Origin of the sequence: Curtobacterium flaccumfaciens UCD-AKU (assembly GCF_000349565.1) — a bacterium.
Lineage (GTDB): Bacteria > Actinomycetota > Actinomycetes > Actinomycetales > Microbacteriaceae > Curtobacterium > Curtobacterium poinsettiae.
Genome location: NZ_KB714631.1, coordinates 256,510 through 283,416 on the forward strand (window position 1 = coordinate 256,510; position 26,907 = coordinate 283,416).

Below are 26,907 nucleotides of genomic sequence, written 5' to 3' on the forward strand. Positions count from 1 at the left end.
GCCACGGGCCTCCCGTTCGTCTGCTGGTCGCCGTCGCGACCCGCGCCGATCAGTAGAAGTTGCTCGCCTGCGAGTGCGCCCACGCCGCGCACGGGGTGCCGTACGCCGAGCTGATGTACCGCAGACCCCACGTGATCTGGGTTGTGGCGTTGGTGCGCCAGTCCGATCCGACCGTGGCCATCTTCGATCCGGGGAGCGCCTGCGGGATGCCGGTGGCACCGCCGTTGGCGTTGACGGCCTGGTAGTTCCATCCGGACTCCTTGGTCCACAGGTTGTCCAGGCACTGGAACTGGTCGGCGCCCCAGCCGTACTCGGACGACGCGAGCGAGGTCGCCGTGGCCTTGGCTCCCGCGACGGTGTTGCCGGCGGCGAGCTTCCGGGCGGCCTCGGCTGCCTCGGCGGCGGCCTGCCGGTCGGCGGCGGCCTTCGCGGCGGCGGCTGCCTTCGCGTCGACGTCCCGCTTGTCCTGCGTCGCACTCGCCTCGGCGACGTGCGTGGCGGACGCGACGGTCGTCGAGATCCGGTTCGTCAGCGCCGCACCGGACAGTTCCGGGTAGTCGCTCAGGGCGTCGACCCGCTGCTCGAGCGACGAGGTGTCGACCTTGGCGTTCGCGGTCTGCATGACGGTCTTCGCCGTGGTGATCGTGGCGGCGGCCTGGGCGCGGTCGAGTGCGGTGCCGTGCAGCGCGGGCTGGGCGGTCGCCGAGGCACTCGGGGTGCCGGTCGGCATGCCGAGGGCTTCGCCGATCGCGGGCTGCGTGCCGACGGTCAACGCGCCACCGGCGACGGCGAGGACCGCGGCGCCGCCGGCGATCATCGTCGCCCGGTGTCGCAGGGCACGGCGCATCCGGCGGCTGGGGGTGTTCAGCGCCTCACGTCGGGTCGAGGCGGTGGGGGTGGGGAGCTCAGGGGTGTGTCGCATCGGTTCCGCAGGTCGGCGGCTCGGTGGGGACGGACTCCTGCTCGCACAACGGGTCGTGCGGGCGTGCCGGATGCTGGCGGTGTCGGTGACACCGTCGGCGACGACGGAGGAGTCCTCGAGCCGGTGAGGACCGGACGGTGGTGTGGGGCCCGTCCGTCCGCCGGGTACGCGGCCGTGGGGTGGCCGCGGTCAGGCGGAGCGGTCACTGTGACCGGTCCGACTGGGCAGCGCGTCCAGGAACGCTGGCAGAACGGTCCGTCCACCGCTTGGTAACGGTTCGGTAACGGTCCTGCGCGGGGCTAGAAGGTGTGAGGTTCCTGGGCGTGCTCGCCCTGGGCCACACGCTCGAGTGCGGCCAGGGCTCCGGCGATCGCCTCGACGTCCGGTTCGTCGAGCTCGGCGATGAGCTCGGCCACGATCCCGGTGCGGTTCGCGCGGGCCTGCTCGACCGCCTCGATGCCCTCCGGCGTCGCCGTGACCATGAACGCCCGACCGTCGCGCGGGTCGGCTTCGCGCTGGATGAACCCGCGCTGCTCGAGTTCGGTCAGGATGCGGGTCATCGTGGGCTTCGTGACCACCTCGATCCGCGACAGGTCGCCGGGGCGCAGGGGTCCGTGCCGCTGGATCGACGCGAGCGCGGAGACGATGCCGTACCCGAGCGAGGCCGAGTCGGTGCGGGCCCGTCGGTTGATCCGACCGACCGCTGCGGCCAGGCGTGCGGCGACCTCGGTACGGTCCGTCGGGCGGGGGTTCATGTGCTGCTCCGGGTGCCTGGTTCAGGTGGTCGCCAGCGATGCTATCGGTCCGTGCGGCCCCGGGACTGGGAGCGCCGGGCGCGTGGCCGGCGCTCCGGCCGGGAGGCCCGTGGAGCGCCGAGCGCCCGCCTCGCGTCGGCGAGACGGGCGGTTCCTGTACGCGGGTACAGGTGGACTCAGCGCTTCTCGCCCGGCAGCTGGTGGATCGCCTCGGTCGCGAGCTCGGCCGCGACGTTGTCGCCCGACTCGGTGGCCGCGCGCAGGCGTCGGAAGTCCTCGGTCATCCGGTCCCAGTCGACCAGTTCGTCGAGGTTCGGCAGCCGCAACCGGAACGCCAGGCCGTCCATCGTGTCGCGGCAGACGCGCTGCAGGTTCTCGTTGCCGCACTCGGCGACGTACAGGGCGAAGACGTCGAGGGCGTCGTGGTTGACGGCGGCGACCTCGTGCGCCTCGAGCTCGGTGATCGTCTTGTCGAGCTGGGCCAGGATCTTCTTCCGGCTCGCCGTGCCGAGGCGCGGGACCGCGAGCCGGACCACACCGCCGAACAGCACGCCGAGGGTCTGCATCGCCTCGATGACCTCGGCGGGGTCCGGCGTCGTGACGCGGGTGTACCGGTTCGGGGCCATCTCGATCAGGCCGGCGCGGGACAGCTGGCTCAGGGCCTCGCGGATGGGCGTGCGGGAGACGCCGAGCCACGAGATGAGCTCGTCGTCGTTCAGTCGTTCCCCGGGGAGCAGGGTGCCGTCCATGATCGCGTCGTGGATCTTGTGGCGGACGGTGTCACGGAGCAGCTGGTGCTCGGTCGGGGCGCTGCGGGGGACCGGCATGCGTTCTCCTTCGGGGGTGGCGGCGTCGGGGCGCCGGGCGAACGGGCACGGTCGACATCGCACGTGCTCGCATCACCGTACCTGATATGACAACGGCGTTGCGATCGGTTCAGCGCGTGTCAGTACCGGGGTGTCAGGTGCCGGTTCGGGCGGGTCCTCGATCGACGAGCAGGCGGATCGTGGCCGGGTCCTCGGCAGCGTCGTACCAGCGCTCCAGCACGGCGACGAACGGGCCCGGGTCGGCGGCGATCCGGGCGAAGAGCGTCATCGACGACCGGAGCTTCACCTCGACGACTTGCGGCCGCGGCGGAGTTCGTCGAGTGCGACGTCGTGCACCCCCTGCTGGGCGCGGACGAAGCGGTCGAGGTCGAACGGGTCGTCGGTCACCGGACGACCCCGCCCCAGCCGTACCGGACCGTCGTGCCGTCGACCACGAGCAGGGAGTCCGGCGCCCGGTCGAACAGCCCGGGCATCCCGACCGCGTCGGGCAGGTCGCCCTCGAGCCGGTCGAGCGTGGCCGCACGGGTGGTGAGCACCGGGTGCTGCCGCTGCCAGAACAACGTCTGCGCCAGGTACCGCGCGTGGATGCCGGCCCGGGTCGTGAGCTCCGCGGCCAGCGGGGTGTCGACGACCTCGCCCGCGGTCACCCGCACCGACGCTGCGTGCTTCGGCTTGGCCGCACCCGTCGGGCGTTCCTGCCGGAGCGACCGCGCCCACCGCACCGGGTGCAGTGCGCGGGTCGGGTGCCGGACGGAGCGGTGCGCGATCGCGTCACCCCGGCGCCGGGAGCGTGCGTGCGCGAACGTGTACGGCACGCCGAGCAACGCGTGCGCCGCCACGATGGCGGGCACGTTCGCGGTGTCGACCGTGCGGTAGGTCACCCCGCGCCGTCCCTGGTCGTCGACCGTCAGGACCTCGATTGTGACCTCGGTCATGGTGCCGAGCCGCCCGGCGGACGGGAACGGCGGGACCCGGGTCTCACGGAACACGTACGCCGACAGTCCCACCCAGGCGCTGCCGTCGACGACGTCCGGGTGGGTGCCGCGCGGCACGAGCCGCCGCAGCGACGCCGGGTCGTGCCGCCAGTGCGCGAAGACGATGTCCTCCCACGCGTGCTGGGTGACCGGGCGGTGCAGCAACGGCACCGCCGCGCGGGTCCACGACGGCTGGGTCACGGCTTCGGCGCGTGCCGACCGACCCGGATGCTCCAGAGGACCAGCGGCAGCTGCAGGGGGAGCCGCAGGACCCCGACCAGCCGCATCGCCCGGCTCGAGGTGGGGTGCTCGAGCAGGTCGTTCGCCATCTTCAGGTTCGCCGGGAACACCGCCGCGAACAGTGCCGCCGCAGCCCAGCCCGAAGCGCGGCGGGTCGCGGGGAACGCGAGCCCCGCGGCGATCCCGAGCTCGGCCACGCCGGAGGCCAGCGTGGTCAGCCGCGGCGGCAGGGCCTCCGGCACGATCCGGTCGAAGTGGGTGGGGCGCAGGAAGTGCATGGCACCCGCCCCGCCGAGGGCCACTGCCAGGATGGTGGCAGTGCGGTTGGCACGTCGGATCCGCTCACGTCGTCGCATGTGCCCATCGTGCCCGCTCGTCCTCGGAAGCAGCCGGAGGCGCGGCTCAGTTCAGTGCGCACGCACGGCAGTGCGCGTTCACGTCAGTGCGGTCGCGACGAGGTCGAGGACCGCCGTCGCCACCTCGGCCTTCGTGCCGGAGGTCTCGCGGACGACCTGGCCACCGGGGACCAGGACCTCGATCGCGTTCTCCTCGCGTTCGAAGCCGGCCGACCAGCCGACGTGGTTCACGACGAGCAGGTCCGCGGGCTTCCGGCCGATCTTGGCGCGCCCGAGTTCGACCCGGGCATCGCGGTCGGGTTCGGTCTCGGCGGCGAACCCGACGATGACCTGCCCGGTCCGCCGTGCTGCGACGAGGTCGGCGAGCACGTCCGGGTTCCGCACCAGCTCGAGCGTCATGCGCTCGCCCTGCGCGTCCTTCTTGAGCTTCTCGGAGTGCACCTCGGCCGGTCGGTAGTCGGCGACCGCTGCGGTCATCACGACGACGTCGGCCTCGGCGGCGGCCGCGTGCACGGCGTCGGCGAGTTCGAGCGCGGACCCCACGGGCACCACCGTCGCGTCCAGTCCGGCGGTCAGCGAGCCGTCCACGTTCGCGGCGACGAGGGTCACGGACGCGCCACGACGGACGGCTTCGGCGGCGATCGCGATGCCCTGGCGGCCGCTGGAGCGGTTGCCGACGAACCGCACCGGGTCGAAGGGTTCGCGGGTGCCGCCGGCGCTGACGACGACGCGGACGCCGGCCAGGTCCCCCTGTTCACCGCGGGCCCCGGTCCCCGCGCCCGTGCTGGTCCCCCCACCGCGGCGGCCGGCCGGGGCGGGGTGCTCGTCGAGCACCGCGAGTGCCGCGACGACGATGTCCTCGGGCTCCGCCATCCGTCCGATGCCCGCGTCGTCGCCGGTGAGCGCGCCGACGACCGGTCCGACCAGGTGGACGCCGCGGTCACGCAGCGTGGCGACGTTCGCCCGGGTCGCGGGGTGCTCCCACATCTGCGGGTGCATCGCGGGGGCGACGACGACGGGTGCCTCGGTCGCGAGCAGCGTCGTACCGAGCAGGTCGCTCGCCAGGCCGTGCGCCATCCGGGCCAGCGAGTCCGCGGTGGCGGGGGCGATGACGACCAGGTCCGCCCGGCGACCGAGCGCGACGTGGCGCACCTCGGCGACGTCGTCCCACACGCTCGTGGTGACGGGGTTGCGGCTGAGGGCCTCGAGCGTGGGCAGACCGACGAAGCGCAGCGCGCCCTCGGTCGGGACGACGTGCACGTCGTGGCCACGCTTGACCAGGTCGCGGACGACCCCCACGGCCTTGTAGGCGGCGATGCCCCCGGTGATCCCCACGATGACGGTCAGGGCGCGCTCTGCTGCTGCGTTCACCTGGCTCACGCTACCGGGGCCACGTGCGAGGATCGACGGCATGTGCACCGTCGTCGTCCGCGTCGACCCCGGGTCCGCGTGGCCCGTCACCGTCCTGGCCCTGCGGGACGAGTCGCCCGAACGCCCGTGGGACCCGCCCGCCGCGTGGTGGCCGGACCGCGACCCCGAGGTCCGCGGTGTCCGTGACCGTTCCGCCGGCGGAGCCTGGCTCGCCGCGTCCGACCGTGCCGGACTGGCCGTGGTGCTCAACCGCGCCGAACCCGTCGCGAGCGCCGACGGGACCTGGACGACCCGCGGGGTGGTGCCGGTGGACGCCGTCGCCGACGACCTGCTGCCCGGACACGATGGCACGCTGCCGACCACCCGGGCCTTCAACCTGGTGCGCGCCACGGCCGAGGGCGCCTCGGTGCTGACCTGGGACGGCGATCGGGTCCGCACCACCGAGCTCGGTCCCGGCGTCCACATGGTCACCCACGGTGCGGCGGACGACCCCGCGGCACCGCGCATCGGTCGGTGGCTCGAGGCCTTCCGCTCGGTCGACGCGCCGACCGGCCCGCCGGTGCTCGGCCCCTTCGACGAACTCCGCACCGTGGACGCCGGTACCGACGCCGGGGACGGGTGGGGTGGTTGGTTCGGCGTGCTGGCGGAGTCCGCAGCGCTGCCGAGCGACCACCCCGACGCGATCCTCCGCGACGTGCACGAGACCGAGGGGCACATGACGACGCTGTCGATCGTCGCGGCAGCGATAGCTCCGGACCGCACCGTCCTGCAGCACGCCCGGCTGACCGAACCCGGTCGGCTGGACGGGTCGGTGGAGCTGCACCGCGCCTGACGCGCTCGACGTGCCGGATCCGACCCGGGCCTCCCGGCTGCGCCCCGCGCCCGTTGCGAGACGCCGGTGTCTCGCCGAGACGCCGCCGAAAACGGCGGCGTCTCGTGCGTTCCGGGGCGTCTCGGGATGACGCCGGCGTGCAGCGTGCGCTCCCCACCGGACGGGAGGCCCGTGGTGGCGCGACCACGGGCCTCCCGTCCGCCTGTCCCTGCGTTCTCGAGCGCGCGAGACGCCGGTGTGCCTGTCAGGCGCCGCCAGGTGCGCGAGACGCCTCCGGATTCGGCGGCGTCTCGTGGAGCTGGAGGCGTCCTGGGGAGACGACGGCGTCTCGGCTAGAGCGGCGGGCGCGTCCCGGTGAGGTCCTCGGCGACCGCCCAGAGCGAGCGGGCGAGGTCGGCGCTCCGCGCAGAGCCCGGGATCGACACGGTGGTGGTCGGACCGGTCATGCCGAACGGACCGGAGGGCCCGTAGTACGCGCCACCCACGGCGTTCGGGCCGACCGCCGCGTAGAGCAGCGGTTCGGTGCCCTGCTCGACGGCCTGGGTGAAGGGCAGCGCGCGGTTGCTCGACCGCACCGGCTTCGACCGACCGAGCGAGCGCCCGGCGGCCTGCAGGTTCGTCCGGGTGTAGCCGGGGTGGGCGGCGGTGCTGACCAGGGGCACGTCGGCCTCGACCGTCAGGCGATGCAGGTGCAGCGCGAGGAGCAGGTCGGCGAGCTTCGACTGCGCGTAGGCACGCCAGCCGTTGTAGCCGCGCTCCCACTGCAGGTCGGCGAAGCGGATCCGGCCGGGGATCGCGGCGAGGCTCGACATCGTCACGACACGGGGTGCCTCGGCCAGGGGTGCACCGGTCCGGGCTGTCCCGGCGCGGAGCAGCGACGGCAGCAGCAGGTTCGTCAGGGCGAACGGGCCGAGGAAGTTCGTGCCGAACTGCAGCTCGAAACCGTCGACGGTCTCGAAGCGCTCCGGCGGGGCCATCACGCCGGCGTTGTTGACCAGGACGTCGATCGGACGTTCCTCGTCCACGATGCCGCTCGCGAAGCGGCGGACGCTGGCCAGGTCGGCGAGGTCGAGTTCGCGGACCTCCACGTCGGCGCCGGGGTGGGCGGCGCGGATGCCGGAGGCGGCGGACTCGCCCTTCTCGGTGCTGCGGACGGCGAGCACGACGCTGGCGCCGGCTCCGGCGAGGCGCAGGGCGGCCTCTCGTCCGGTGCCGCTGTTGGATCCGGTGACGACGATGCGGCGTCCGGTCTGGTCGGGGAGGTTCGGCATGCGGGTGACCGTACTCGTCCGGGCTGGCCGACCCCGGCCGGGCCTGTGCAGGACCGGTCGCCGACCCCGGCCTGGGCCGTGCCGGACCGGTCGCCCACCCCGTGCGCGCTGGGGCGCATCGTGCTACATTGATGCAAACGCATGGAAATGCGATCAGGAGGACACCATGAGCAACGCATTCGGCACCGACCGTCCGTCGGACGTCCCGCCGCCCGCACCCGATCGGGTCGGGCCCCTGCAGCTCGGCCTCGACACCTTCGGCGACGTCACCGAACGCGCCGACGGCAGCCTGCAGTCCGACGCGCAGAGCATCCGCGACGTCGTCGACCAGGCCGTCCTCGCCGACCAGGTCGGCGTCGACTTCATCGGCGTCGGGGAGCACCACCGCGCCGACTTCGTCGTGAGTGCCCCCGAGGTCGTCCTCGCCGCCATCGCCGCCCGCACCGAGCGCATCCGCATCGGCTCGGCGGTCACGGTGCTGTCCTCCGACGACCCCGTCCGTGTCTACGAGCGCTTCGCCACCGTGGACGCGCTGTCGAACGGCCGCGCCGAGGTCATCCTGGGCCGCGGCTCCTTCACCGAGTCGTTCCCCCTGTTCGGCTACGAGCTGAGCGACTACGAGGTCCTGTTCGAGGAGAAGCTCCAGCTCTGGGCGGCCCTGCGCGGCGGCGACGCCGTCACCTGGTCCGGCACCAAGCGCGCGGGCCTGGTCGACCAGGACGTCTTCCCGAAGCTCGAGCACGGCGCCATCCCGACCTGGATCGGTGTCGGCGGGTCCCCGCAGTCGGTCATCCGTGCCGCGTCCTACGGGATGCCGCTCTTCCTCGCCATCATCGGCGGGCAGCCGGCACAGTTCGCCCCCTTCTCGCGCCTGTACCGCCAGGCCCTCGCGCAGCTCGACCTGCCGCAGCAGCCCATCGCGATGCACTCGCCGGGCTTCGTGGCGGCCACCGACGAAGAGGCCGCCGAGCGGTACTGGCCGTACCACAAGGCCGTCACCGACCAGCTCGGCCGGGAGCGCGGCTGGCCGCCCCTCGACGTCGCCGGGTACCGGGCGAGCCTGTCGGCCGGCGGGTCGCTCTACGTCGGCTCGCCGGAGACCGTCGCCCGCAAGGTCGCACGCAACATGCGGATCCTCGGCGCCTCGCGCTTCGACATGCGGTACGCGACGGGTCGCCTGCCGCACGCCGACATGATGCGGTCGATCGAGCTCTACGGCTCCGAGGTCGCGCCCCGCGTCCGCGAGCTGCTGGCGCAGCCCGTCCCCGTCGCCTGACGGACGCCGTCCCGGTCCCGGTCCGGGTCCGCAAAACACCGGTGTTCGCACTCCGCACCACCCTTCGCGGGTGTTCGGAGCGTGAGCACCGGTGTCGTGCGTTCGGGTTCCGGCGGGCAGCGCGGCGCGCGGGCAACGGCCGGGAGGTCCGGGGCGGCCACCGAGATCGGCTCACGGGGGCCGCGGGTACGGTCCAGGACATGTCGTCACACCCCGACCACGCCTCCGGTCCCGTTCCTGGTCACGCCTCCGACTCCGTCGTCGAGCGCCGGTTCCGCGGGCGGATCATGGGCGTCGGCACGACCTCGGGCGTCCGCATCGTCGTCGGCATGTGGGACCGCTCACCGTTCGGGCCGTTCACGGACGTGTTCCTCGAGCTCCCCGACGGCACCAGCGTGCTGCTCGCCCCGGACGAGATCGTCGCCGCGTACGTCTCCGGCACCTACCGCTTCGACACGGTCTCGGTCGTGGACGTCCACGCCCGCCGCACCGCCCGCGGCCTCGAACTGAGCGCCGGTGCGCTGGAGGCCTCGATCGACGTCGGCGGGATCTCGCCGCTCGGCCGGATCCTGCGCATCGTGCCGAAGCCGATCGCCCGAGACCCGCGCTGGCTCGCTGCGATCGACCCCGTGGCGCGCCTGCTCGCGCCGGGCTCCGGCACCGCGGGCTCGGCGGGCAACGGCCGCCGCGAGTACTACGGCGTGACCGGGGCGCACGACGTCACCGGTGTGCGCGGCACCTGGGCGGGGGAGTCCCTGGGGGACCTTGCGCCGCTCGACCCGCCCGTGGCGTTCGGCTTCGCCTCGATGCCGAAGATCCCGCAGGTCGTCGACGTCGAGACCACCATCCGCGAACCCGTCTGAGCCCGGCCGGCCGGGAGTCGGTTCCGTGCGTGTGCATGTTCCGACGATGCACGTGTCGAACGACTCGTGTCCGATCGCTTGATGCACACGCATCCGGTGCGTGTGCATGCAACGACGTTCCACCTGTCGATCGACGCGTGTGGTGTCGCATCCTGCACACGCATGTGCGGCCCGACGGCCGGGATCTGCCGGGGCGGGGGCGGCGAGGCGGAGGTGCGCCGGGCCTCCAGGCCGACCTCGACCGGACCACCTCGACGCGCGGGGCTGACGCGTCCAGCGCCGGAGGGGCACACTGGTCGGAACGGTACGGCCCCGTGAACCGACGGTCGCACGTCGGGCGGATCGGGGCGCATGACGCAAAGGAGCACCATGACCGACACACAGACGGAGCAGCGCGCCGCGATCTCGGACATCGTCCACGGCGCCCACACGGCACTGCTCACCACGGTGAGCGAGGACGGGAACCTGCACGCCAGGCCCCTCGCGGTGCAGGACAAGACGTTCCACGGGACCCTGCGGTTCCTGGTGCAGGACGGCAGCGAGAAGGTCGAGGACATCGCGCGGAACCCGCACGTCAACGTCTCGATCGAGTCGCAGGGCGGGTACCTGTCCATCGCCGGGACCGCGACCGTGACCCAGGACGACTCCGTCGTCGACGAGCTGTGGTCGCCGTTCGCCGAAGCGTGGTTCCCGGAGGGGCGTCAGGACCCGACGATCCGGCTCCTGACGGTCGAGGGGGTCTCGGTCGAGTACTGGACCCAGGACACCGGGCCGGTCGGCAGCCTGGTGCAGATGTTCAAGGCGGCACTCGGCAAGCAGAGCCAGCCGGACACGGGCGACCACGGGACGCTCGAGCTCTGAGGCTCTGACGGCGTGGTGGGGCCGGCCCGGTGCGGGGCGGTGCTGTGGCGCCGGCTTGGTGCGCTGACGCCGTCGTAGTGCTGTGGCGCCGCCTCGCGCGCATGACGCCGCCGGATTCGGGGGCGTCCTGCGCACCTGACGGCGTCGTGACGAGACGACGGCGTCCTGCCGCGACGAGACGCCGGCGTCGCGCGAAGACCAGCCCGGTCTGCGCGTCAGCTGCTCACGGCGGGCCGAGCAACCAGAGCACCGCGACCAGCACCGGCTGCCCCGCCAACGCCGCAGACACGAGCGTCCACCGCATCCAGGGCTTCGCGACCAGCTCGGGCGACCCGAACAGCGGCGCGAGCGGCATGAGCAGCCGCGGGGTCGAGGCCATCGGCAACGACACCGCGAAGACGTACAGCGCGTACCCGGCCGAGTACAGCACCGTCGTGGGTCCGAGCCGGCGCGTCGACTTCCTTAGCAGCCAGAGCGGGTACGCGACGAGCAGGAACACCACGATCAGGATCCCGCCCACGCCGAGCCAGCGGCCCGCGATGAGGAACCACGGCGTCAGCGGCACGAAGTCCACCCGGCCGATGAAGTTCACCCACCAGGACATCTCCGTCTCCAGGTACGCGTTCGGCGTCCCGGTGACGTGCGAGGCGATCACCGGCCAGGCGAGTCCGGCGGCGACCATGGTCAGGCCGGCGGCGACGACCCCGACCTGCTCGCGGAGCGGGAAGCCCTCGAACACGCGGCCGGTCTCCCGCCGCGCCCGGACCCACCGGACGAGCGCGACGACGCCGAGCACGAGCGGGATCGCCAGGGCGCCCGGGCGGGTGAACGCCGCGGCGACCCCGAGTGCGGTCAGGAGGGCGTACCGCCGACGTTCCAGCGCGAGCAGCGCCCCGAACGACAACACGAGGAACATGCTCTCCGCGTACCCGACCTGCAGCAGGAACGACAACGGACCGCAGCTGAAGAAGAAGACCGCCCACATCGCCGCTGCGTGCCCCGCCCGGTCCCGCACCAGCCGGTGCAGCAAGAAGGTGGCGAGCAGGCCGGCGACGATCGCGACCAGCGGTGCGCCGAGGTCGAAGGGCACCCCGGTCGAGGCCGTCAGCGCCCGGATGGTGAAGGGGAACGCCGGCAGGAAGGCCCAGGCGTTCTGGGCGACGTTGCCGGCAGCGTCGAGGGGCAGGGCATCCGGGTAGCCGTGCAGCGAGATCTGCTCGTAGTACTGCCCGTCCCAGGCGACCAGGAACGCGCCGAACCCGTGTTCGTTGCCCCAGATCGCGTTGTCCGGCAGGGCACGACCGATGAGCGGGTACGCGAGCGCGAGCCACAGTGTGGACAGCACCCGGCCGCCGGTCCAGACGAGCAGGACCGCCGCCCACGCCGGCAGCGACGTCACGGTGTCGAGGGCACGCCGTCGGCCGGCGGACCACCGTCCGGCGAGCACGCCGGCACTGTCGGTGCGGCTCACGCGCGAGTTCCTCGGCGTTCGGGTGGTCGGGTCGGCACCCGGCCAGGGTAGTCGGCCCGAGCGTGAGGATCGCCCCGAACCGCGCCTGGAGGTCCGACCTGCGTCGTGCATCCCACCTCGCGCCCGGTGGACGGCCGGTGCCGAGTGCGGTGGGTGGCTCGTTCCACGCGCCGTCCAGACGCCTGGTTCCGCGTGGGGACGGGCGACGTCGTGACGACAGGGACGTCCGCGGGCATAGTCTCGATGGGCGATGACGACGACGGCGACGACACCCAGACGACGGACGGGCAGCACTGCGGTCGCCGTGCTGGTGGCCGGGGCCTACTTCATGGAGCTGCTGGACGGCACCATCCTGGCGACCGCCGCGCCGGCGATGGGGCGTGACCTCGGAGTCGACTCCGCCGCGGTCGGTGTCGCGATCACCGCCTACCTCGTCACCCTCGCGGTGTTCATCCCGGTGTCCGGCTGGCTCACCGACCGGATCGGTTCGCGGACCGTCTTCGCCGGGGCCATCGCGCTGTTCACGATCGCGTCCGCACTGTGCGCGCTGTCGACCGGGCTGGTGGAGCTGACGCTGTGGCGCATCCTGCAGGGCCTCGGCGGAGCGCTCATGGTGCCCGTCGGCCGGCTCGTCGTGCTCCGGAGCGCCGGGCGCGAACAACTCGTCACCGCCATCGCCATCCTGACCTGGCCGGCCCTCGCCGCCCCGATCATCGCGCCGTTCATCGGCGGCGTGCTCGTCGAGACGCTGTCGTGGCACTGGATCTTCCTCATCAACATCCCGCTCGGCGTCATCGCGTTCGTCGCCGCCCTGGTGCTCGTCCCGCAGGAGCGTGCGGCGCAGCGGGTGCCGTTCGACTGGTTCGGGTCGCTGCTCGCCTGCGTCGGGCTCGGCTCGCTCGTCGTGATGGCGTCCCTGCTCGCACTCGACGTCATCCCGGTCCTGGCCGTCGTCGTGTCCGGTGTCGTCGGAGCCGTCTGCTGCTGGTTCGCGATCCGGCACTTCCGTCGGGCGCCGCACCCGATCATGGGGCTCGACGCGTTCCGGCTCGAGACGTTCCGGGTGTCGCACGCCGGCGGCAGCCTGTTCCGTCTGGCGGTGTCCGCGGTGCCGTTCGTGCTCCCGCTGCTGTTCCAGGACGCCTGGGGCTGGAGCGCCGTGCTCGCCGGGTCAGCGGTGCTCTGGGTGTTCGTCGGCAACCTCGGCATCAAGCCGATGACGACCCCGTTCCTGCGCTGGTGGGGCTACCGCCCGGTGATCATCGTGTCGTCGGCCATCGCCGCGCTGACCGTGGTCGCGATGGCGTTCATGACCGAGGACACCCCGTTCTGGCTGCTCGCCGTGCTGCTCGTCGTCAGCGGTGCTGCTCGCTCCGTCGGCTTCACGGCCTACAACACCATCGCCTTCGCCGACGTCGAGCAAGCAGACATGACCCCGGCGAACACGCTGTCGTCGACCCTGCAGCAGACCGCCGCGGGCTTCGGGGTCGCCGTCGCCGCGGTGGTCATCCGCGCGGCCTCGGGGCTCGGGGGCGACGGACCGTACACGGTGGCCTTCTGGGTCATCGCCGCCCTGCTCGTGGTCGCCTGCGTCGAGGGCATCCTGATGAGTCGCTCAGCGGGCGACACCGTCCGTCCGGTCCGCCGTGTCCGCGCCTGATCCCGCCGCTGTCCGTTTCCGTCACGGTCACACGGACGAAACCCGGCAGGCGTTACAGTCTCAGCAACCGTCCGCGGTACCCGAGTACGGTGACCGCGGCAGGGTGACCGGAACACCCGGACAGGAAGGCAGCATGGCCGCGCCAGAGCAGCAGAGCACGATCGCATCGGACCAGACCGTGCAGCCCACGCAGCTCCGTGTCGTCAGCTACAACCTCCGCGAGCACACCGCCAACGGCGAGCTCGCCGCACTGGCCGAGGCATCCGACGCCGACGTCCTGTGCGTGCAGGAGTGCGACAGCAACGACCTCGCTCCGTCGATCGGCGGCCTGTCGCTCGCCGCGTCGACCCGCACCAACCGACTCGGGCTCGCGATCTACAAGCGCGACGACCGCTTCGAGGTGCAGGACTTCAGCATCCACTCGCTGCAGAAGTCGCTGCACGACCGGGTCCTCGCACCCGCGCACGAACGGCTCATCGCGATGCACCTGCGCGACACCGAGGCCGACGCCGAGGTCGTCGTCGCGTCGTTCCACGCCTCACCGTTGACCGCGACGAACTCCCTGCGCCGCAAGCAGATCGAGGCGGCGCACCAGTTCCTGCGCGAGCTCGCGAAGGACGTCCCCGCGGTCATGGTCGGCGACTTCAACTACCCGTGGTTCCAGACGAACCTGCGTCGCAAGATCGAGCAGGGCGGGTTTGCATTGTCGCTGTCCGACCAGCCGACGTACCTGCGCTACCGAAAGTTCACGGGCCACTTCGACTTCGCGACGAGCGTCGGGCTGCACATCGCCGGCGTCGAGACCCTGCCGGCGGGCATCTCCGACCACCGTCCGATCCTGGTGCGAGCGCACTACGAGCACCCGGGCGAGACCGGCGCCGTCACCACCGTCGAGGCTCCCGCCGCCTGACCGGGTGCCCTCAGGCGCTGGCCGCTGGCTACCGCGGTCGCGCGACATGCCGCGCGCGCATGGCCGGCTGGTCACGAACTGTCGGTTGGCGGCCGGGTGGGCGACGGTTCGTGCGCCCGCGGCGGACGTGAGCGGGGAGTCGCGACCGCTCGGTGGTGGGCGGTCGGGCGTGTTGGCGTCGCGTTCCGGGGGCGCGACCTGCAGCGCGCGCATCGCCGGCTGGTCACGAAGTGTCGGCTGGCGGCCGGGTGCGCGACGTGCCGCGGGTGTGCCGCCGGCTGGTCACGAAGTGTCGGTTGGCGGCCGGGCGGGCGACGGTTCGTGCGACCTCGGCGGTCGCGCGCGGGGAGTCATGACCGCTCGGCGGTGGGCGGTCGGGCGTGTCGGTGTCGCGTTCCGAGGGTGCGACCTGCCGCGGGTGTGCCGCCGGCTGGTCACGAAGTGTCGGCTGGCGGCCCGGCGGGCGACGGTTCGTGCGACCTCGGCGGACGTGAGCGGGGAGTCGTGACCGCTCGGTGGTGGGCGGTCGGGCGTGTCGACGCCGCGTTCCGGGGGCGCGACCAGCCGGCGGACGTGAGCGGGGAGTCGTGACCGCTCGGCGGACGACGCTGGGCGCGCCCGTTCAGCCCGCAACGCACTGGAGGCCCTGTGCCGGTCTCGTGGACCGGTACCGGGCCTCCAGGCGGTCGCCCGCAGAGCCCGCGACCGCGGGTCAGCGGCGCAGGGTCGCCCGCGCCAAGCGGTTGCCGATGAACTGGCCGAGCTGCACGATGACGACGATCGCCGCCACCGAGACGTAGACCACCCACCAGTCGTAGCGCTGCGAGCCGTAGGTGATCGCGTACTCGCCGAGGCCGCCGCCACCGATCAACGCACCCTGCGCCGTCATGTCGACGATGCCGATGTAGATGAACGTGTAGCCGAGGATCAGGGGGCCGAGACCCTCGGGGATGAGCACGGTCAGCAGGATCGAGACGGGGTGCGCGCCCGAGGCCCGAGCCGCCTCGACGACGCCCGGGTCGACCGACAGCAGGTTCTGCTCGACGATCCGGGACACCGCGAAGGCCGCGGCCAGCGAGATCGCGAAGGTCACCGCGGGGACGCCGATCGTGGTCTGCACGACGACCCGCGACAACGGGGCGATCGCGGCGAGGAAGATCACGAACGGGATCGGGCGGATCAGGTTCACGAACACGTTGAGCACCGTGTACGCGGTGCGGTTGCCGAGCACGTTGCCCGGCCGGGTCGCGTAGAGCAGCAGGCCGAGCGCGAGGCCGATGACCCCGGCGATGACCAGCGAGATCAGCGACATCACGATGGTGTCGCGGATCGCTGCGAGGAAGACGTCGAACGTGTCGATCACGCTCTGGAACGAGTTGTTGTTCACGCGGCGGCCTCCTCGTCGGTCGTGACGCCGTCGGCGCGGAGCGCGGCGATCGCCCGGTCGATGGCGTCGGAACCGCCGGCCACCCCGGGCCCGCCGGACGCTCCGGGCCCGCTGGGCACTCCGGGCCCGCTGGGCACTCCGGGCCCGCCGGACGCGCCGCCCGCTGCGCTCAGCTCGTAGGTGAGCGAGCCGATCCGACGCTCCCGGATCTCGCCGACCCCGCCGTAGACCAGCTCTGCGGTGACCCCGGCGGCGCGGAACGCGGCGTCGATGCGGTTCTGCAGCCCGGCCTCGTCGGTGATCTGCACCGTGACGAGCCGACCCGGGTGTCGGTCCCGGAGACGCCGGAGCGTCTCGGGTGAGGGCCGGTCGTGCAGCGCGGTGCGGACGAAGCGCTGCGCGGCACCGGTCTTCGGTGCGGAGAACACGTCGTAGACATCCCCGACCTCGACGACCCGGCCCTGCTCCATCACGGCGACCCGGTCGGCGATCTGCCGGACGGCGTCCATCTCGTGCGTGATGACGATGATCGTGACGCCGAGCTCCCGGTTCACCCGGCGCAGCAGCGCGAGCACCTCGGACGTGGTGTCCGGGTCCAGGGCGCTGGTGGCCTCGTCGGCGAGCAGCAGGTCGGGCGACGCCGCCAGGGCGCGGGCGATGCCGACGCGCTGCTTCTGGCCGCCGGACAGCTGTTCCGGGTAGGCGTGGGCACGCTCGAGCAAGCCGACGAAGTCGAGCAGCTCGGCGACACGGCGGTCCCGCTCGACCTTCGGCACACCGGCGACCTTGAGCGGGTACGCGACGTTGCCGGCGATCGTGCGGGACCGGAACAGGTTGAACTGCTGGAAGATCATCCCGATGTTCCGACGTGCCAGACGGCGGTCCCGCTCGGGGATCGCCGTCAGCTCGCGGCCCGCGACGGTGACCGTGCCGGAACTCGGCAGCTCGAGTGCGTTGACCAGGCGGACCAGGGTGGACTTGCCGGCACCGGAGTACCCGATGACGCCGAGGACCTCTCCCTGGTGCACGTCCAGGGAGACGTCCTCGACGGCCACCACGGTCTCGCCGGTGTCGGCGCGGCGGTAGTGCTTCGAGACGCCGCGGAGTTCGACGAGGACCGGCACTACTGCTTGGCCGCCTTCGCGTCCTGCTCGACCTGGGCGAGCTCGTCCTGCAGCTTCGAGGCGCTCTCGTCGCGGGCGACGGCCTCGGGCAGGTCCTTCGCGAAGGCCTTCTGCACGGCGTCGTCCTGGAACAGCTCCGCCAGCTCGAGGTAGGTCTTGTTGCCCTTGTCCTCGTCGCGGACGGCGAACACGTTCACGTACGGGGCAGCGGTTGCGCTCGAGGGGTCGTCCTGGTAGATCGCGTCCGAGATCGGCAGGCCGGCCGCGGTGGCGAAGTTGTTGTTCACGACGGCGGCGGCGACGGAGCCCTGCTGCAGCGCGTTCGCGGTCTGCGAGGCGTCGAGGGGCTGGACGTCGACCTTCTTCGTCTCGATGTCGTCCGCGGTGGAGAACGCCGAGCCACCGTCCTTGAGCGTGATCAGGTCCGCCGCCTGCAGGATCAGGAGCGCACGGGCCTGGTTGATCGAGTCGTTCGGGATCGCGACCTTCGCGTTCGCGGGCAGCTCGGACGGCTTGTCGTACTTCGTCGCGTAGAGCGGCAGCGGGTACACGGCGGTGGAGCCGATGGGCTGCAGGTCGTCGTCGGACGTGACGTTGTAGTCCGCCAGGTACTGGATGTGCTGGAACTGGTTGATGTCCAGCTGGCCGTCCTTGAGCGCGGGGTTCGGCAGCGAGTAGTCCGAGAAGTTCGTCAGCTTGACCGTGACGTTGAGCTTCTCCTTCGCCAGCTTCGTGTACGTGCTCCAGTAGCCGAGCGACTTGTCCGAGACACCGATCGTGACGGTCTTCGGCGCGGCGTCGCCGGCGGCACCGGCACCGTCGCTGCCGGAGCGCAGGGCTCCGACGACCACGGCGACGACGATGGCCACGACGACGATCGCGGCGGCGACGATCCAGCCGATCGGACGCTTGCCCTTCGGCTTCTCGGGCAGTGCTGGGGCTGCGGACATGCTGGTGCTCCTCGTGGGCCGTGCGTGCGGGGGAGCCGCGGTGGTCCGCGGCGTGGAGACGAGTGTGACCTGCGCCCCACCGCCGGAGCGAGTTCCGTTCCGTCGTGTTACGCAGCACTCGACCCGTGCCGCGTGCGTCGCAGGACGCGTCCCGACACGACTTGGTTGACTCGGACCGTGCGCAGCATCGAACTCGTCCTCGGCCCGGAGTCGGACGCCGCCGTGCGGTCGGCCTGGCAGGCCCTGATCGACGCCGACCTGCCGAGCCTGGGACGACACCCGTCCCCGTCGAACGCGCCGCACGTCACCCTGGCCGCCGGGGAGACGCTGCCCGTGCCCGCCGGGTTCCGCACCTCGGTCCCGACGTCGATCCGGCTGGGCGGGCTGCTGCTCTTCCCCGCGGGCGCCGGCCGTTCGGTGCTCGTGCGCGCGGTGGTCCTCGACACGGCGCTCACCACCTTCCACGACGAGGTGCACGCGATCGCGCCCGGCGGCGTCGAGACGTCGGTGCCCGGGCACTGGTCGCCGCACGTCACGCTGGCCCGCCGGGTGCGCGACGAGGACCTGCCACGGGCGGTCGCGGCGCTGCGTGCCGTGGCGCTGCCGGAGACGCTGGACGTGGGCGGTGTCCGGCACTGGGACGGTGAGACGCGGACGATCACGCCGCTCGCGTTCACGTCGATCTGACCTCCGGCGGGGCAACGGCAGCGCTGCGCTGCGCTGCGCGGCGCTGCCTGCACTGCGCGGCGCTGCGCGGCCTGGAGGCCCGGGTCAGGTCCCGAGCACCCGCTCGCCGAACGCGGATGCGAACGTCCGACCCGGGTCGGCCCGGGCGACGAGGTCGCGGAAGTCCGCCAGCCGCGGGTACAGCGCGGCGATCGCCGCGTGGTCGAGCGAGCTCATCTTGCCCCAGTGCGGTCGGCCGTCGAAGGGCGCGAGCCGGGCCTCCAGGTCGGGCAGGACCGCGGCGACCTCGGCCGGGTGCTTCTGCCAGGTGAACGCGATGCAGAGGACGTCCTCGCCCTGGGTCGGGCTGAGCCAGAGGTCGTCCGCGGCCATCGTCCGGAGTTCGCAGACGTGCAGGTGCGGCTGGATCCGGTCCGCCAGTCCTCGGAGCGCGTCGAGGGCTCCAGCCGCGTGCCGGAGCGGGACGAAGTGCTCGCTCTGCACTTCGGACCCGTGGCTCGGGACCGACCCGATCGGGAAGTGCGGCAGCCGGTCCCACCACGGGCCGACGGAGCCGTCGCGCGCGGTCCGGTGGTCGTCACCGGGGGTGCCGTGCAGGCGGGGTGCCCCGGCCAGCACGTCCGGAACCGGCACGTCCTCGGCGCCGTCGGGCACGCGCGACTTCACCAGGACCTCGGTGATCGCGTCGCCGAACACCGTGTACGCGCACACCGAGTACGCGGCGGCGTGCACCTCGGCGACGTTCGCGGTGAAGGTGTCCCAGGGGATCGAGCCGTAGACGTCCTGACGCATCCGGTAGGTGGGCTCGACGTCGAGGGTCACCCGGGTCACGATGCCGAGCAGGCCGAGGTGCAGCACCGCACCGTCGAACCCGGGGTCCGTCCGGTCGATCGTCCGGGCGGAGCCGTCCGGACCGAGCACTTCGAACGCGCGCACGGCGGTGGCGAGTGACCCCAGCGCCGTGCCGGAGCCGTGGGTACCGGTCGCGACCGCGCCCCCGACGGAGATGTGGGGCAGTGATCCGGTGTTGTGCAGGGCGAACCCGGCGCGGTCGATGTCGGACGCGACGTCGCCGTACCGGGTGCCGGCACCGAGCGTCACCGTGCGGTGCTCGGCGTCGACGACCAGGTCGGTGGGGATCCCGGTCAGGTCGAGCAGGACGCCCGGGGAGTCTGCGACGTCGTTGAAGGAGTGCCGGGTGCCGAGTCCGTGCGCCCGTTCGGCGTCCGCCACGACCTGGGCGGCCTCGTCGATCGACGACGGACGGACGACCCGTTCGGCCGTGTACGTGACCGTGCCGGACCAGTTGAGCTCGCTCGTCGTCGACCGCATGGCGCCCACCCTGCCACGCAGTCCAGCGCCCGGTGCGAGCCGGGTGTGAGCCGGGCGCCGGTCCCCGTCACGGGGTCGGCGCCCGGCGGGGTCCGTCGGTCAGTGCACGGGCGGGGGCGTCGGTGCGCCCTCGGGCACCTCGGGTCGGCGGACGAACACCGACGCCAGGATGCCGAACAGCGAGATGATCGCACCGACCATGAAGGCGGTGCCGACGCCCGACGCGGTGGCCACCTGGACCCCACGGGCACCGGAGCCCTCGACGGCGGTGGCCGCACCGATCGTCAGCAGCGTGACGAAGAGGGCGGTGCCCGCTGCACCGGCGAGCTGCTGCGCCGTGCCGAGCACCGCGCTGCCGTGCGAGTACAGCTTCGGGGGCAGCCCGCCGAGCGCCGCGGTGAACAGCGGCGTGAAGGTCAGGGCCAGCCCGATGCTCAGCACCACGTGCGCACCGAGGACGAACCACACGCTCGTGTCGACGCCGACGGTGGAGAGCGCCCAGAGCACGGCGCTGACGATGATCGATCCGGGGATGAGCAGCACGCGCGGGCCGCGGCGGTCGTAGATGCGACCGACGATGGGGGAGAGCAGGCCCATCAGCAGACCACCGGGGAGCAGCAGCAGGCCGACCTGCAGGACCTCGAGCCCGAGGACGCGCTCCAGGTAGATGGGCAGCAGGATGAGCGTGCCGAACATCGCCATGAAGCTCAGACCCATCGCGACGATCGGCACCGTGAAGCCGCGGGTGCGGAACGTGCGCAGGTCGAGCAGGGCGCTGTCGGTGCGCTGCAGGCGCGTCTGCCGGACGATGAACACCGCGAGGGCGACGGCGCCGACGACCAGGGCGGTCACCGGGACGAGCGGACCGGTCGCGCCGGCTTCACCGATGCTGGACAGGCCGTAGACGATGCCGCCGAACGCGAAGGCGGAGAGCACCACCGAGACGACGTCGATCGGCGCCTTGCGCGGCGTCGAGACGTTCTGCACCTTGACCATGCCGAGGATGAGCGCCGCGATCGCGATGGGCAGCACGAAGCCGAACAGCCAGCGCCACGAGAAGGCGTTGAGGATCAGGCCGGAGATCGTCGGGCCGATCGCCGGTGCGACCGAGATGACGATGGAGATGTTGCCCATGATGCGGCCACGGTGCGCGGGGTCGACGAGGGTCAGGACCGTCGTCATGAGCAGCGGCATCATGATCGCGGTGCCGCTGGCCTGCACGATGCGGCCGATGAGCAGCACCGTGAACCCGGGGGCGAGCAGGGCGATCAGCGTGCCGACCGAGAACAGGCCCATGGCCCAGACGAACACCGGGCGGGTGTTGAACCGCTGCAGCAGGAACCCGGTGATCGGGATGACGACCGCCATGGTGAGCAGGAAGCCGGTGGTCAGCCACTGACCGGTCGCGGCGCTGATGTCGAGGTCGTCCATGAGCCGGGGCAGCGCCACGCCCATGATCGTCTCGTTGAGGATGACGACGAACGCGGAGACGAGCAGCAGCCCGATCACGAGTCGGGTCTCGGCAGCGGACGGCTGCGAGACGCTTCCCGTGCGGGGGGCGGAATCGACGGCCTGGGTCATGCGGGTGCTCCTGGTGGGTCACGACGGGTGGAACGGGTGTGGCGCAGGGCGCGCAGACAGGCCAACTCCCTGAGTGGATGGGATTATTCCGCTTCGCTGGCGACGTCCGCAGGTGGACGATCGGCGCCGCCCCCGACGTGCCCGTGCGACGTCGGGCGTGTCCGCTCAGTGCAGGATCGCGAACCCGTCGGCGTCCCCGTGCGGCACGACCGACCGCAGGGAGACGTCGGTCACGGTCGCCGACGGCGGCCCGGTGCGCAGGTACGCCATCAGCGAGTCGACCGCGACCGAGGGGCCCTCGGCCTCGACCTCGACCGTGCCGTCCCAGAGGTTCCTCGCGTAGCCGACCAGGTCGAGCCCGTCGGCCTTCCGAGCGGTCCAGTACCGGAAGCCGACCCCCTGGACGGTCCCCGACACCACGGCATGCACCCTCGTCACCGTCGTCATGCCCTCCACGCTAACCGCGGCGTGCTCCCGGGAGTTTTCGGCCCCGTGACGATCTGTTTCCGGCTCGTGACGAGCGCGCCGCGTCGGCAGTGATAGTGTCATCCCAACCCGAACACTTCGAGTCAGATTGACACTATCTTCCTCATGGACGAACCAGGCATCCGCGTCGCGGTCTCCACCGTGATCGTGGCGCTGCGTCCGCACCCCGACACCGGTGCGCCGGCGCTGTGGATGCCGCTCGTGCGTCGCGTCGCCGAACCGTTCGAGGGATCCTGGGCGCTCCCCGGCGGTTGGGTCGGCGACGACGAGGGGCTCGAGGACTCGGCGGCCGCCCGACTGCGCGAGACGACGAACGTCCAGCCGCGCTACCTCGAGCAGCTCTACGCGTTCGGCGACGTCGGACGCTCCCCGAGCCGGGTCGTGTCGATCGTGTACTGGGCGCTCGTGCACCCGGACGAGGCGAACGTCGTGCCCGACGACTGGAACGTCCGGTGGTTCCTGGCCGACGAGCACCCGCCGCTCGCCTTCGACCACGACCGCATCGTCGAGTACGCCCTGTGGCGGCTGCGCAACAAGATGTCGTACTCGCGGATCGCGCAGGCGTTCCTCGGTGACCGGTTCACCCTCGCCGAACTCCGCGGCGTGTACGAGGCGGTGCTCGGCCGAGCACTCGACCCCGCGAACTTCCGTCGGCAGGTCGAGAAGACCGACGCGGTCCTGCCGACCGACGAGACCACGAGCGGGGGCCGGCACCGTCCGGCTCGGCTGTACCGCTCGAACCCCGACCTGGCCTACGCGGACAACGGCCCGCTGCAGACCGGGGCCGATCAGCACCAGCAGCGGAACCGATAGGAAACCCCGTGTCCATCGCCACGACGATCGAGCTCATCTCCAACGGCAAGGCCGGCGGCAGCACCTGCACGCCCGACCTTGCGATGCCGACGTGGGACTTCGACTCCCGCCCCGGGTACGGCCCGGGATCGTCGATGTCCGACGTCATCCCGACGAGTGCCCCGCGCCAGGGCGTCCTGCCCGACGAGTACAAGACGGCCCCGACCGACGAGCTCCACGAGCGCATCGAGCGGGCGAAGGCCACCCTCGGCGACCGGGTCGTCGTCCTCGGGCACTTCTACCAGCGCGACGAGGTCGTCCGGCACGCGGACTTCCTCGGTGACTCGTTCCAGCTCGCGAACGCCGCCCTGACCAAGCCCGACGCCGAGGCGATCGTGTTCTGCGGCGTGCACTTCATGGCCGAGACCGCCGACATCCTGGCGCGCGACGACCAGCGCGTGATCCTGCCGAACCTGGCCGCCGGCTGCTCGATGGCGGACATGGCCGACATCGACAGCGTCGAGGCCGCGTGGGCCGAGCTCACCGCCGTGTACGGCACCGAGCCCGACGCCGACGGCCGCGTGCCCGTGATCCCGGTCACCTACATGAACTCCGCCGCCGACCTCAAGGCCTTCTGCGGGCGCAACGGCGGCATCGTCTGCACCTCGTCGAACGCAGCGACGGTGCTCGAGTGGGCCTTCGAGCGCGGGCAGCGCGTCCTGTTCTTCCCCGACCAGCACCTCGGCCGCAACACCGCGAAGGCGATGGGCATCAGCACCGACCTGATGCCGATGTGGAACCCCCGGAAGCCCCTCGGCGGCAACGAGACGAGTGAACTCGAAGCGGCGAAGGTCATCCTCTGGCACGGCTTCTGCTCGGTGCACCGTCGCTTCACGGTCGACCAGATCGACCAGGCCCGCCGCGAGCACCCGGGTGTGCGGGTCATCGTGCACCCGGAGTGCCCGATGGCCGTCGTCGACGCTGCCGACCACGCCGGCAGTACCGACCTGATCCGGAAGACCGTCGCTGCCGCCACCGAACCGACGACCTTCGCGATCGGCACCGAGATCAACATGGTGAACCGGCTCGCCGCCGAGTACCCGCAGCACACGATCTTCTGCCTCGACCCGGTCGTCTGCCCCTGCTCGACGATGTACCGGATCCACCCGGGCTACCTCGCCTGGGTGCTCGAGGCACTCGTCCGCGGCGAGGTCCTCAACGAGATCGTCGTCCCCGCCGACGTGCAGGCCGACGCCAAGGTCGCGCTCGAGCGCATGCTCGCTGCGAAGCCCCGCGGCTGACACACGAGTCCGACCGAACGAGGGAGACCACCGTGCACGTCGTCATCGTCGGCTCCGGCATCGCCGGGCTGACCGCAGCGATCCGCGCCAGTGCCCTGCACGACGTCACCCTCGTGACGAAGGGGGCGCTCGCCGACAGCGCCACCGCGTACGCCCAGGGCGGCATCGCGGTGGCGCTCGGTGCCGACGACTCCGCGGCACTGCACCAGGCCGACACCCACGTCGCCGCGGCCGGCAGTGCCGACGCGCGTGCCGTCGAGGTCCTGTGCACCGACGGCCCGGCCCGCGTCCGCGACCTGCTCGCCCTCGGCGTGCCCTTCGACCGGTCGTCGGACCCGGCGACCCTCGACCGGTACGGCGACGACCTGGCCCGCGGTCGTGAAGCCGCGCACGGCCGGTGGCGCGTCGTGCACGCCGACGGCGACGCGACCGGGGCCGCCGTCGAGCGCACCCTCATCGCGGCACTGCACCGACGGCACGTCACGATCCTGGAGCGCACCAGCCTGACCGACCTCGTCGTCCGTGACGGGGCAGTCGTCGGCGCCGACGTCCTGGACCTGCTCGGAGAACCCCGCCGGCTCGACGCGGACGCCGTCGTCATCGCGTCCGGGGGAGCGGGGCACCTGTACCGCGAGACGACGAACCCCCTGGTGGCGACGGGCGACGGGGTCGCCGCCGCCTGGCGAGCCGGCGCCGTCCTCGCCGACCTGGAGTTCGTCCAGTTCCACCCGACGCGGCTGGCGGTCCCCGGCGGCGGCCTGGTGTCCGAAGCCGTCCGCGGTGAAGGTGCCGTCCTCCGCGACGCCGCCGGACACCGCTTCATGACGGACGTGCACCCGGACGCCGAGCTCGCCCCCCGTGACGTCGTCGCCCGCGGGATCGCCGCCGCGGTGCGCGACCAGGGCGGCGCACCCGTGCTCCTCGACGCCACCGGCCTCGACGCCGGGTTCCTGGTCACCCGGTTCCCCGGACTCACCCGGGCCACCCGCGCCGCCGGGTTCGACTGGACCCGCGAGGGCGTCCCGGTCGCACCGGCCGCGCACTACTCGATGGGCGGCATCGCCACCGACGCCGAGGGCCGCACCAGCCTGCCCGGACTCCTCGCCGTCGGTGAAGCCGCCTGCACCGGGGTCCACGGCGCCAACCGGCTCGCCTCGAACTCCCTGCTCGAGGGGCTCGTCTTCGCGGTCCGCGCAGCGGACGCGGTCGCCGCACCGCGACCCGGCCTGCTCCGCCTGCGCGGGGACGCCGGTCTCCACGTCACCAGCGTGCCCCGAGCGGCCGACGCGACCCCTTCCTCCCCCCACCTGCTCGGCCGTCACGCCGCTCCGCAGGCTCCGCAGGCTCCGCAGCGCGCCGGAACCGGCAGGCGTGGGCCCAGTCCGACCCGGCCTGGAGGCGCGACCCACCTCGACGACGCCGGTGCCGTCCGGCAGGCGGTCCAGTCCGTCATGACGGACCGCGTCGGCCTGCTCCGTGACGCCGTCGGGCTGGCGAGCGCGCGCCGCGACCTCGACGCGCTGACCGCGCCGACCGGCGGCGGCGTGCGTGAGCACGAGGACCGTGCGCTCCTCGACCTGGCCCGACTCGTCGCGCTCGCCGCCGAGGCCCGCACCGAGTCCCGCGGGGCGCACGCCCGCACCGACCACCCCGACACCGACCCCACCGCCCCGGCCTCGTACGCCTGGGTCGCCGACCGCACCGACGCCGGTCCCGACCAGCACGCCCACGAACGCGCCGACGGTTCCGCAGCCGTCCCGCAGGAGGTACCCGCATGACCACCGACCCCGGCACCATCCCGCCGCACGCGCTCCGTCGCGTGATCGAGACCGCGCTCGAGGAGGACGCGCCCTGGGGCGACGTCACCAGCGAGACCCTGATCCCCGTGGAGGCGACCGCGACGGCGACCCTCGGCGCGCGCGAGCCGGGCGTGCTGAGCGGCGGCGCGGTGTTCGTCGCCGTGATGCACGCCGTCGACCCGTCGATCCAGGCTGTGGTGCACGTCGCCGACGGCACGCACTTCGCGGCGGGCGACGTCCTCGCGACCGTGACCGGGTCGGCGCGGGCCGTGCTGCGGGCCGAACGGGTCGCCCTCAACCTGGTGCAGCGGATGTCGGGCATCGCCACGGTCACCGCGGCCCACGTCGCCGCCGCCGCGGGCACCGCTGCGCGGATCGTCGACACCCGGAAGACGACGCCGGGCCTCCGGGCACTCGAGCGGTACGCCGTCCGGTGTGGTGGCGGACACAACCACCGCACCTCGCTCTCCGACGCCGTGCTCGCCAAGGACAACCACCTGGCGGTGCTCCTGGCCGGCGGGATCGGCATCGGCGACGCGATCGCCCAGGCCCGCCAGCGGCTCGGGCACACCGTGCACGTGGAGGTCGAGGTCGACCGCATCGACCAGATCGAAGCAGTCGTCGCGGCCGGGGTCGACACGGTCATGCTCGACAATTTCACCCCCGACGATCTGGTGACCGGGGTCGGGATCGTCGCCGGGCGCGCGCTCGTCGAGGCCTCGGGAGGCGTGTCGCTCGACACCGTCGCGGCGATCGCGGCCACCGGCGTCGACGTCATCTCGGTCGGGGCGCTGACCCACTCGGCGCGGGCGCTCGACCTGGGGCTCGACATCGACGTCGCGGTGCCCGAGCACGTCGCGGTGCCCGTGCAGGACTAGT

27 protein-coding genes are annotated in these 26,907 nt (G+C 72.6%); 11 read left to right on the forward strand and 16 right to left on the reverse strand.

The genetic code is table 11. The features are described 5' to 3' along the window. Nucleotides 1–49 precede the first annotated feature (49 nt). The 8 genes from H489_RS34830 to H489_RS34855 form a co-directional block, all read right to left on the reverse strand. Nucleotides 50–922, reverse strand: coding sequence for a hypothetical protein (locus tag H489_RS34830; RefSeq protein WP_139179821.1), 873 nt, complete (start codon nt 920–922; stop codon nt 50–52). Between the two features lie 299 nt (nt 923–1,221). Beyond that, nucleotides 1,222–1,677, reverse strand: coding sequence for a MarR family winged helix-turn-helix transcriptional regulator (locus tag H489_RS34835; RefSeq protein WP_017888509.1), 456 nt, complete (start codon nt 1,675–1,677; stop codon nt 1,222–1,224). A gap of 176 nt (nt 1,678–1,853) precedes the next feature. Further along, on the reverse strand, nt 1,854–2,504 hold the full coding sequence (locus H489_RS37120; RefSeq protein ID WP_017888510.1) for a GntR family transcriptional regulator: 651 nt from the start codon (nt 2,502–2,504) through the stop codon (nt 1,854–1,856). 133 nt (nt 2,505–2,637) lie between these two features. Next, entirely contained in the window at nt 2,638–2,772 is a 135-nt protein-coding gene (locus H489_RS38765) for a hypothetical protein (protein ID WP_200860534.1), read from the reverse strand. Between the two features lie 14 nt (nt 2,773–2,786). Continuing rightward, nucleotides 2,787–2,891, reverse strand: coding sequence for a DUF1810 family protein (locus H489_RS38545; RefSeq protein ID WP_017888512.1), 105 nt, complete (start codon nt 2,889–2,891; stop codon nt 2,787–2,789). Continuing rightward, nucleotides 2,888–3,679 carry a YqjF family protein gene (locus tag H489_RS34845; protein WP_017888513.1) on the reverse strand — a complete coding sequence of 264 codons (792 nt, stop codon included), beginning with the start codon at nt 3,677–3,679 and terminating at the stop codon, nt 2,888–2,890. Before H489_RS34845 ends, H489_RS38545 begins: the two co-directional genes overlap by 4 nt. Beyond that, nucleotides 3,676–4,074 carry a hypothetical protein gene (locus H489_RS34850; protein ID WP_017888514.1) on the reverse strand — a complete coding sequence of 133 codons (399 nt, stop codon included), beginning with the start codon at nt 4,072–4,074 and terminating at the stop codon, nt 3,676–3,678. The genes H489_RS34845 and H489_RS34850 overlap by 4 nt, the downstream gene beginning before the upstream one ends. A gap of 78 nt (nt 4,075–4,152) precedes the next feature. After that, on the reverse strand, nt 4,153–5,421 hold the full coding sequence (locus tag H489_RS34855; protein WP_031260447.1) for a bifunctional phosphopantothenoylcysteine decarboxylase/phosphopantothenate synthase: 1,269 nt from the start codon (nt 5,419–5,421) through the stop codon (nt 4,153–4,155). Nucleotides 5,422–5,485: 64 nt separating this feature from the next. Here H489_RS34855 and H489_RS34860 point away from each other — a divergent pair, with 64 nt between their 5' ends. Next, nucleotides 5,486–6,277, forward strand: a complete 792-nt coding sequence (locus H489_RS34860; protein ID WP_017888516.1) for an NRDE family protein — start codon at nt 5,486–5,488, stop codon at nt 6,275–6,277. 332 nt (nt 6,278–6,609) lie between these two features. Here H489_RS34860 and H489_RS34865 read toward each other — a convergent pair whose 3' ends face one another. Beyond that, entirely contained in the window at nt 6,610–7,548 is a 939-nt protein-coding gene (locus H489_RS34865; RefSeq protein ID WP_017888517.1) for an SDR family oxidoreductase, read from the reverse strand. 166 nt (nt 7,549–7,714) lie between these two features. On the opposite strand from H489_RS34865, the gene H489_RS34870 reads away from it, so the two are divergent. The 3 genes from H489_RS34870 to H489_RS34880 all read left to right on the forward strand — a co-directional run bounded on the left by H489_RS34870 (nt 7,715) and on the right by H489_RS34880 (nt 10,548). Next, nucleotides 7,715–8,824 carry an LLM class flavin-dependent oxidoreductase gene (locus tag H489_RS34870; protein WP_017888518.1) on the forward strand — a complete coding sequence of 370 codons (1,110 nt, stop codon included), beginning with the start codon at nt 7,715–7,717 and terminating at the stop codon, nt 8,822–8,824. Nucleotides 8,825–9,024: 200 nt separating this feature from the next. Continuing rightward, entirely contained in the window at nt 9,025–9,687 is a 663-nt protein-coding gene (locus H489_RS34875) for a hypothetical protein (RefSeq protein WP_017888519.1), read from the forward strand. A gap of 369 nt (nt 9,688–10,056) precedes the next feature. Further along, nucleotides 10,057–10,548, forward strand: coding sequence for a pyridoxamine 5'-phosphate oxidase family protein (locus tag H489_RS34880; RefSeq protein WP_017888520.1), 492 nt, complete (start codon nt 10,057–10,059; stop codon nt 10,546–10,548). A 223-nt stretch (nt 10,549–10,771) separates the two neighbouring features. On the opposite strand, the gene H489_RS34885 is transcribed toward H489_RS34880, so the two are convergent. Further along, the gene (locus H489_RS34885) at nt 10,772–12,019 is read right to left on the reverse strand and encodes a hypothetical protein (protein WP_017888521.1); all 1,248 of its coding nucleotides are present in this window, start codon (nt 12,017–12,019) and stop codon (nt 10,772–10,774) included. Between the two features lie 250 nt (nt 12,020–12,269). Between H489_RS34885 and H489_RS34890 the strand changes: the two genes are divergently transcribed. Then, complete coding sequence (locus H489_RS34890) at nt 12,270–13,679, forward strand: MFS transporter (RefSeq protein ID WP_017888522.1); 1,410 nt, start codon at nt 12,270–12,272, stop codon at nt 13,677–13,679. A gap of 133 nt (nt 13,680–13,812) precedes the next feature. After that, entirely contained in the window at nt 13,813–14,589 is a 777-nt protein-coding gene (locus tag H489_RS34895) for an endonuclease/exonuclease/phosphatase family protein (RefSeq protein WP_017888523.1), read from the forward strand. Nucleotides 14,590–15,301: 712 nt separating this feature from the next. On the opposite strand, the gene H489_RS34900 is transcribed toward H489_RS34895, so the two are convergent. The 3 genes from H489_RS34900 to H489_RS34910 are packed head-to-tail and all read right to left on the reverse strand — an operon-like array spanning nt 15,302 to nt 18,050. Then, entirely contained in the window at nt 15,302–15,976 is a 675-nt protein-coding gene (locus tag H489_RS34900; RefSeq protein WP_017888525.1) for a methionine ABC transporter permease, read from the reverse strand. Then, entirely contained in the window at nt 15,973–17,100 is a 1,128-nt protein-coding gene (locus H489_RS34905; protein WP_017888526.1) for a methionine ABC transporter ATP-binding protein, read from the reverse strand. Before H489_RS34905 ends, H489_RS34900 begins: the two co-directional genes overlap by 4 nt. Further along, a complete protein-coding gene (locus tag H489_RS34910) occupies nt 17,100–18,050 on the reverse strand; it encodes a MetQ/NlpA family ABC transporter substrate-binding protein (protein ID WP_017888527.1) in 951 nt (316 codons plus the stop codon). The genes H489_RS34905 and H489_RS34910 overlap by 1 nt, the downstream gene beginning before the upstream one ends. A 177-nt stretch (nt 18,051–18,227) precedes the next feature. On the opposite strand from H489_RS34910, the gene H489_RS34915 reads away from it, so the two are divergent. After that, nucleotides 18,228–18,737, forward strand: coding sequence for a 2'-5' RNA ligase family protein (locus tag H489_RS34915; RefSeq protein ID WP_017888528.1), 510 nt, complete (start codon nt 18,228–18,230; stop codon nt 18,735–18,737). Nucleotides 18,738–18,821: 84 nt separating this feature from the next. Here the strand turns inward: H489_RS34915 and H489_RS34920 are convergent, their stop codons facing one another. The 3 genes from H489_RS34920 to H489_RS34930 all read right to left on the reverse strand — a co-directional run bounded on the left by H489_RS34920 (nt 18,822) and on the right by H489_RS34930 (nt 22,097). Next, entirely contained in the window at nt 18,822–20,069 is a 1,248-nt protein-coding gene (locus tag H489_RS34920; RefSeq protein WP_031260457.1) for a D-arabinono-1,4-lactone oxidase, read from the reverse strand. Between the two features lie 99 nt (nt 20,070–20,168). Continuing rightward, nucleotides 20,169–21,650, reverse strand: coding sequence for an MDR family MFS transporter (locus H489_RS34925; RefSeq protein ID WP_017888530.1), 1,482 nt, complete (start codon nt 21,648–21,650; stop codon nt 20,169–20,171). Nucleotides 21,651–21,815: 165 nt separating this feature from the next. Beyond that, on the reverse strand, nt 21,816–22,097 hold the full coding sequence (locus tag H489_RS34930; protein ID WP_031260459.1) for an acylphosphatase: 282 nt from the start codon (nt 22,095–22,097) through the stop codon (nt 21,816–21,818). A gap of 144 nt (nt 22,098–22,241) precedes the next feature. On the opposite strand from H489_RS34930, the gene H489_RS34935 reads away from it, so the two are divergent. Genes H489_RS34935 through nadC form a run of 4 tightly spaced genes read left to right on the forward strand, consistent with a single transcriptional unit; the run spans nt 22,242 to nt 26,906 of the window. After that, entirely contained in the window at nt 22,242–22,949 is a 708-nt protein-coding gene (locus tag H489_RS34935) for an NUDIX hydrolase (protein ID WP_017888532.1), read from the forward strand. Nucleotides 22,950–22,957: 8 nt separating this feature from the next. Continuing rightward, nucleotides 22,958–24,229, forward strand: coding sequence for a quinolinate synthase NadA (gene nadA / locus H489_RS34940; protein WP_017888533.1), 1,272 nt, complete (start codon nt 22,958–22,960; stop codon nt 24,227–24,229). A gap of 32 nt (nt 24,230–24,261) precedes the next feature. Continuing rightward, on the forward strand, nt 24,262–26,007 hold the full coding sequence (locus H489_RS34945) for an L-aspartate oxidase (RefSeq protein WP_017888534.1): 1,746 nt from the start codon (nt 24,262–24,264) through the stop codon (nt 26,005–26,007). After that, nucleotides 26,004–26,906, forward strand: coding sequence for a carboxylating nicotinate-nucleotide diphosphorylase (gene nadC, locus H489_RS34950; protein WP_017888535.1), 903 nt, complete (start codon nt 26,004–26,006; stop codon nt 26,904–26,906). Before H489_RS34945 ends, nadC begins: the two co-directional genes overlap by 4 nt. Nucleotide 26,907: the final 1 nt, after the last annotated feature.

What these genes read in the sequence shown, in the direction of transcription:
- H489_RS34830 (WP_139179821.1), bottom strand. Translation starts at nt 922, where the DNA reads ATGCGACACACCCCTGAGCTCCCCACCCCCACCGCCTCGACCCGACGT.
- H489_RS34835 (WP_017888509.1), bottom strand. Translation starts at nt 1,677, where the DNA reads ATGAACCCCCGCCCGACGGACCGTACCGAGGTCGCCGCACGCCTGGCC.
- H489_RS37120 (WP_017888510.1), bottom strand. Translation starts at nt 2,504, where the DNA reads ATGCCGGTCCCCCGCAGCGCCCCGACCGAGCACCAGCTGCTCCGTGAC.
- H489_RS38765 (WP_200860534.1), bottom strand. Translation starts at nt 2,772, where the DNA reads ATGACGCTCTTCGCCCGGATCGCCGCCGACCCGGGCCCGTTCGTCGCC.
- H489_RS34850 (WP_017888514.1), bottom strand. Translation starts at nt 4,074, where the DNA reads ATGCGACGACGTGAGCGGATCCGACGTGCCAACCGCACTGCCACCATC.
- H489_RS34860 (WP_017888516.1), top strand. Translation starts at nt 5,486, where the DNA reads ATGTGCACCGTCGTCGTCCGCGTCGACCCCGGGTCCGCGTGGCCCGTC.
- H489_RS34865 (WP_017888517.1), bottom strand. Translation starts at nt 7,548, where the DNA reads ATGCCGAACCTCCCCGACCAGACCGGACGCCGCATCGTCGTCACCGGA.
- H489_RS34870 (WP_017888518.1), top strand. Translation starts at nt 7,715, where the DNA reads ATGAGCAACGCATTCGGCACCGACCGTCCGTCGGACGTCCCGCCGCCC.
- H489_RS34875 (WP_017888519.1), top strand. Translation starts at nt 9,025, where the DNA reads ATGTCGTCACACCCCGACCACGCCTCCGGTCCCGTTCCTGGTCACGCC.
- H489_RS34880 (WP_017888520.1), top strand. Translation starts at nt 10,057, where the DNA reads ATGACCGACACACAGACGGAGCAGCGCGCCGCGATCTCGGACATCGTC.
- H489_RS34890 (WP_017888522.1), top strand. Translation starts at nt 12,270, where the DNA reads ATGACGACGACGGCGACGACACCCAGACGACGGACGGGCAGCACTGCG.
- H489_RS34895 (WP_017888523.1), top strand. Translation starts at nt 13,813, where the DNA reads ATGGCCGCGCCAGAGCAGCAGAGCACGATCGCATCGGACCAGACCGTG.
- H489_RS34910 (WP_017888527.1), bottom strand. Translation starts at nt 18,050, where the DNA reads ATGTCCGCAGCCCCAGCACTGCCCGAGAAGCCGAAGGGCAAGCGTCCG.
- H489_RS34920 (WP_031260457.1), bottom strand. Translation starts at nt 20,069, where the DNA reads ATGCGGTCGACGACGAGCGAGCTCAACTGGTCCGGCACGGTCACGTAC.
- H489_RS34925 (WP_017888530.1), bottom strand. Translation starts at nt 21,650, where the DNA reads ATGACCCAGGCCGTCGATTCCGCCCCCCGCACGGGAAGCGTCTCGCAG.
- H489_RS34930 (WP_031260459.1), bottom strand. Translation starts at nt 22,097, where the DNA reads ATGACGACGGTGACGAGGGTGCATGCCGTGGTGTCGGGGACCGTCCAG.
- H489_RS34935 (WP_017888532.1), top strand. Translation starts at nt 22,242, where the DNA reads ATGGACGAACCAGGCATCCGCGTCGCGGTCTCCACCGTGATCGTGGCG.
- nadC (WP_017888535.1), top strand. Translation starts at nt 26,004, where the DNA reads ATGACCACCGACCCCGGCACCATCCCGCCGCACGCGCTCCGTCGCGTG.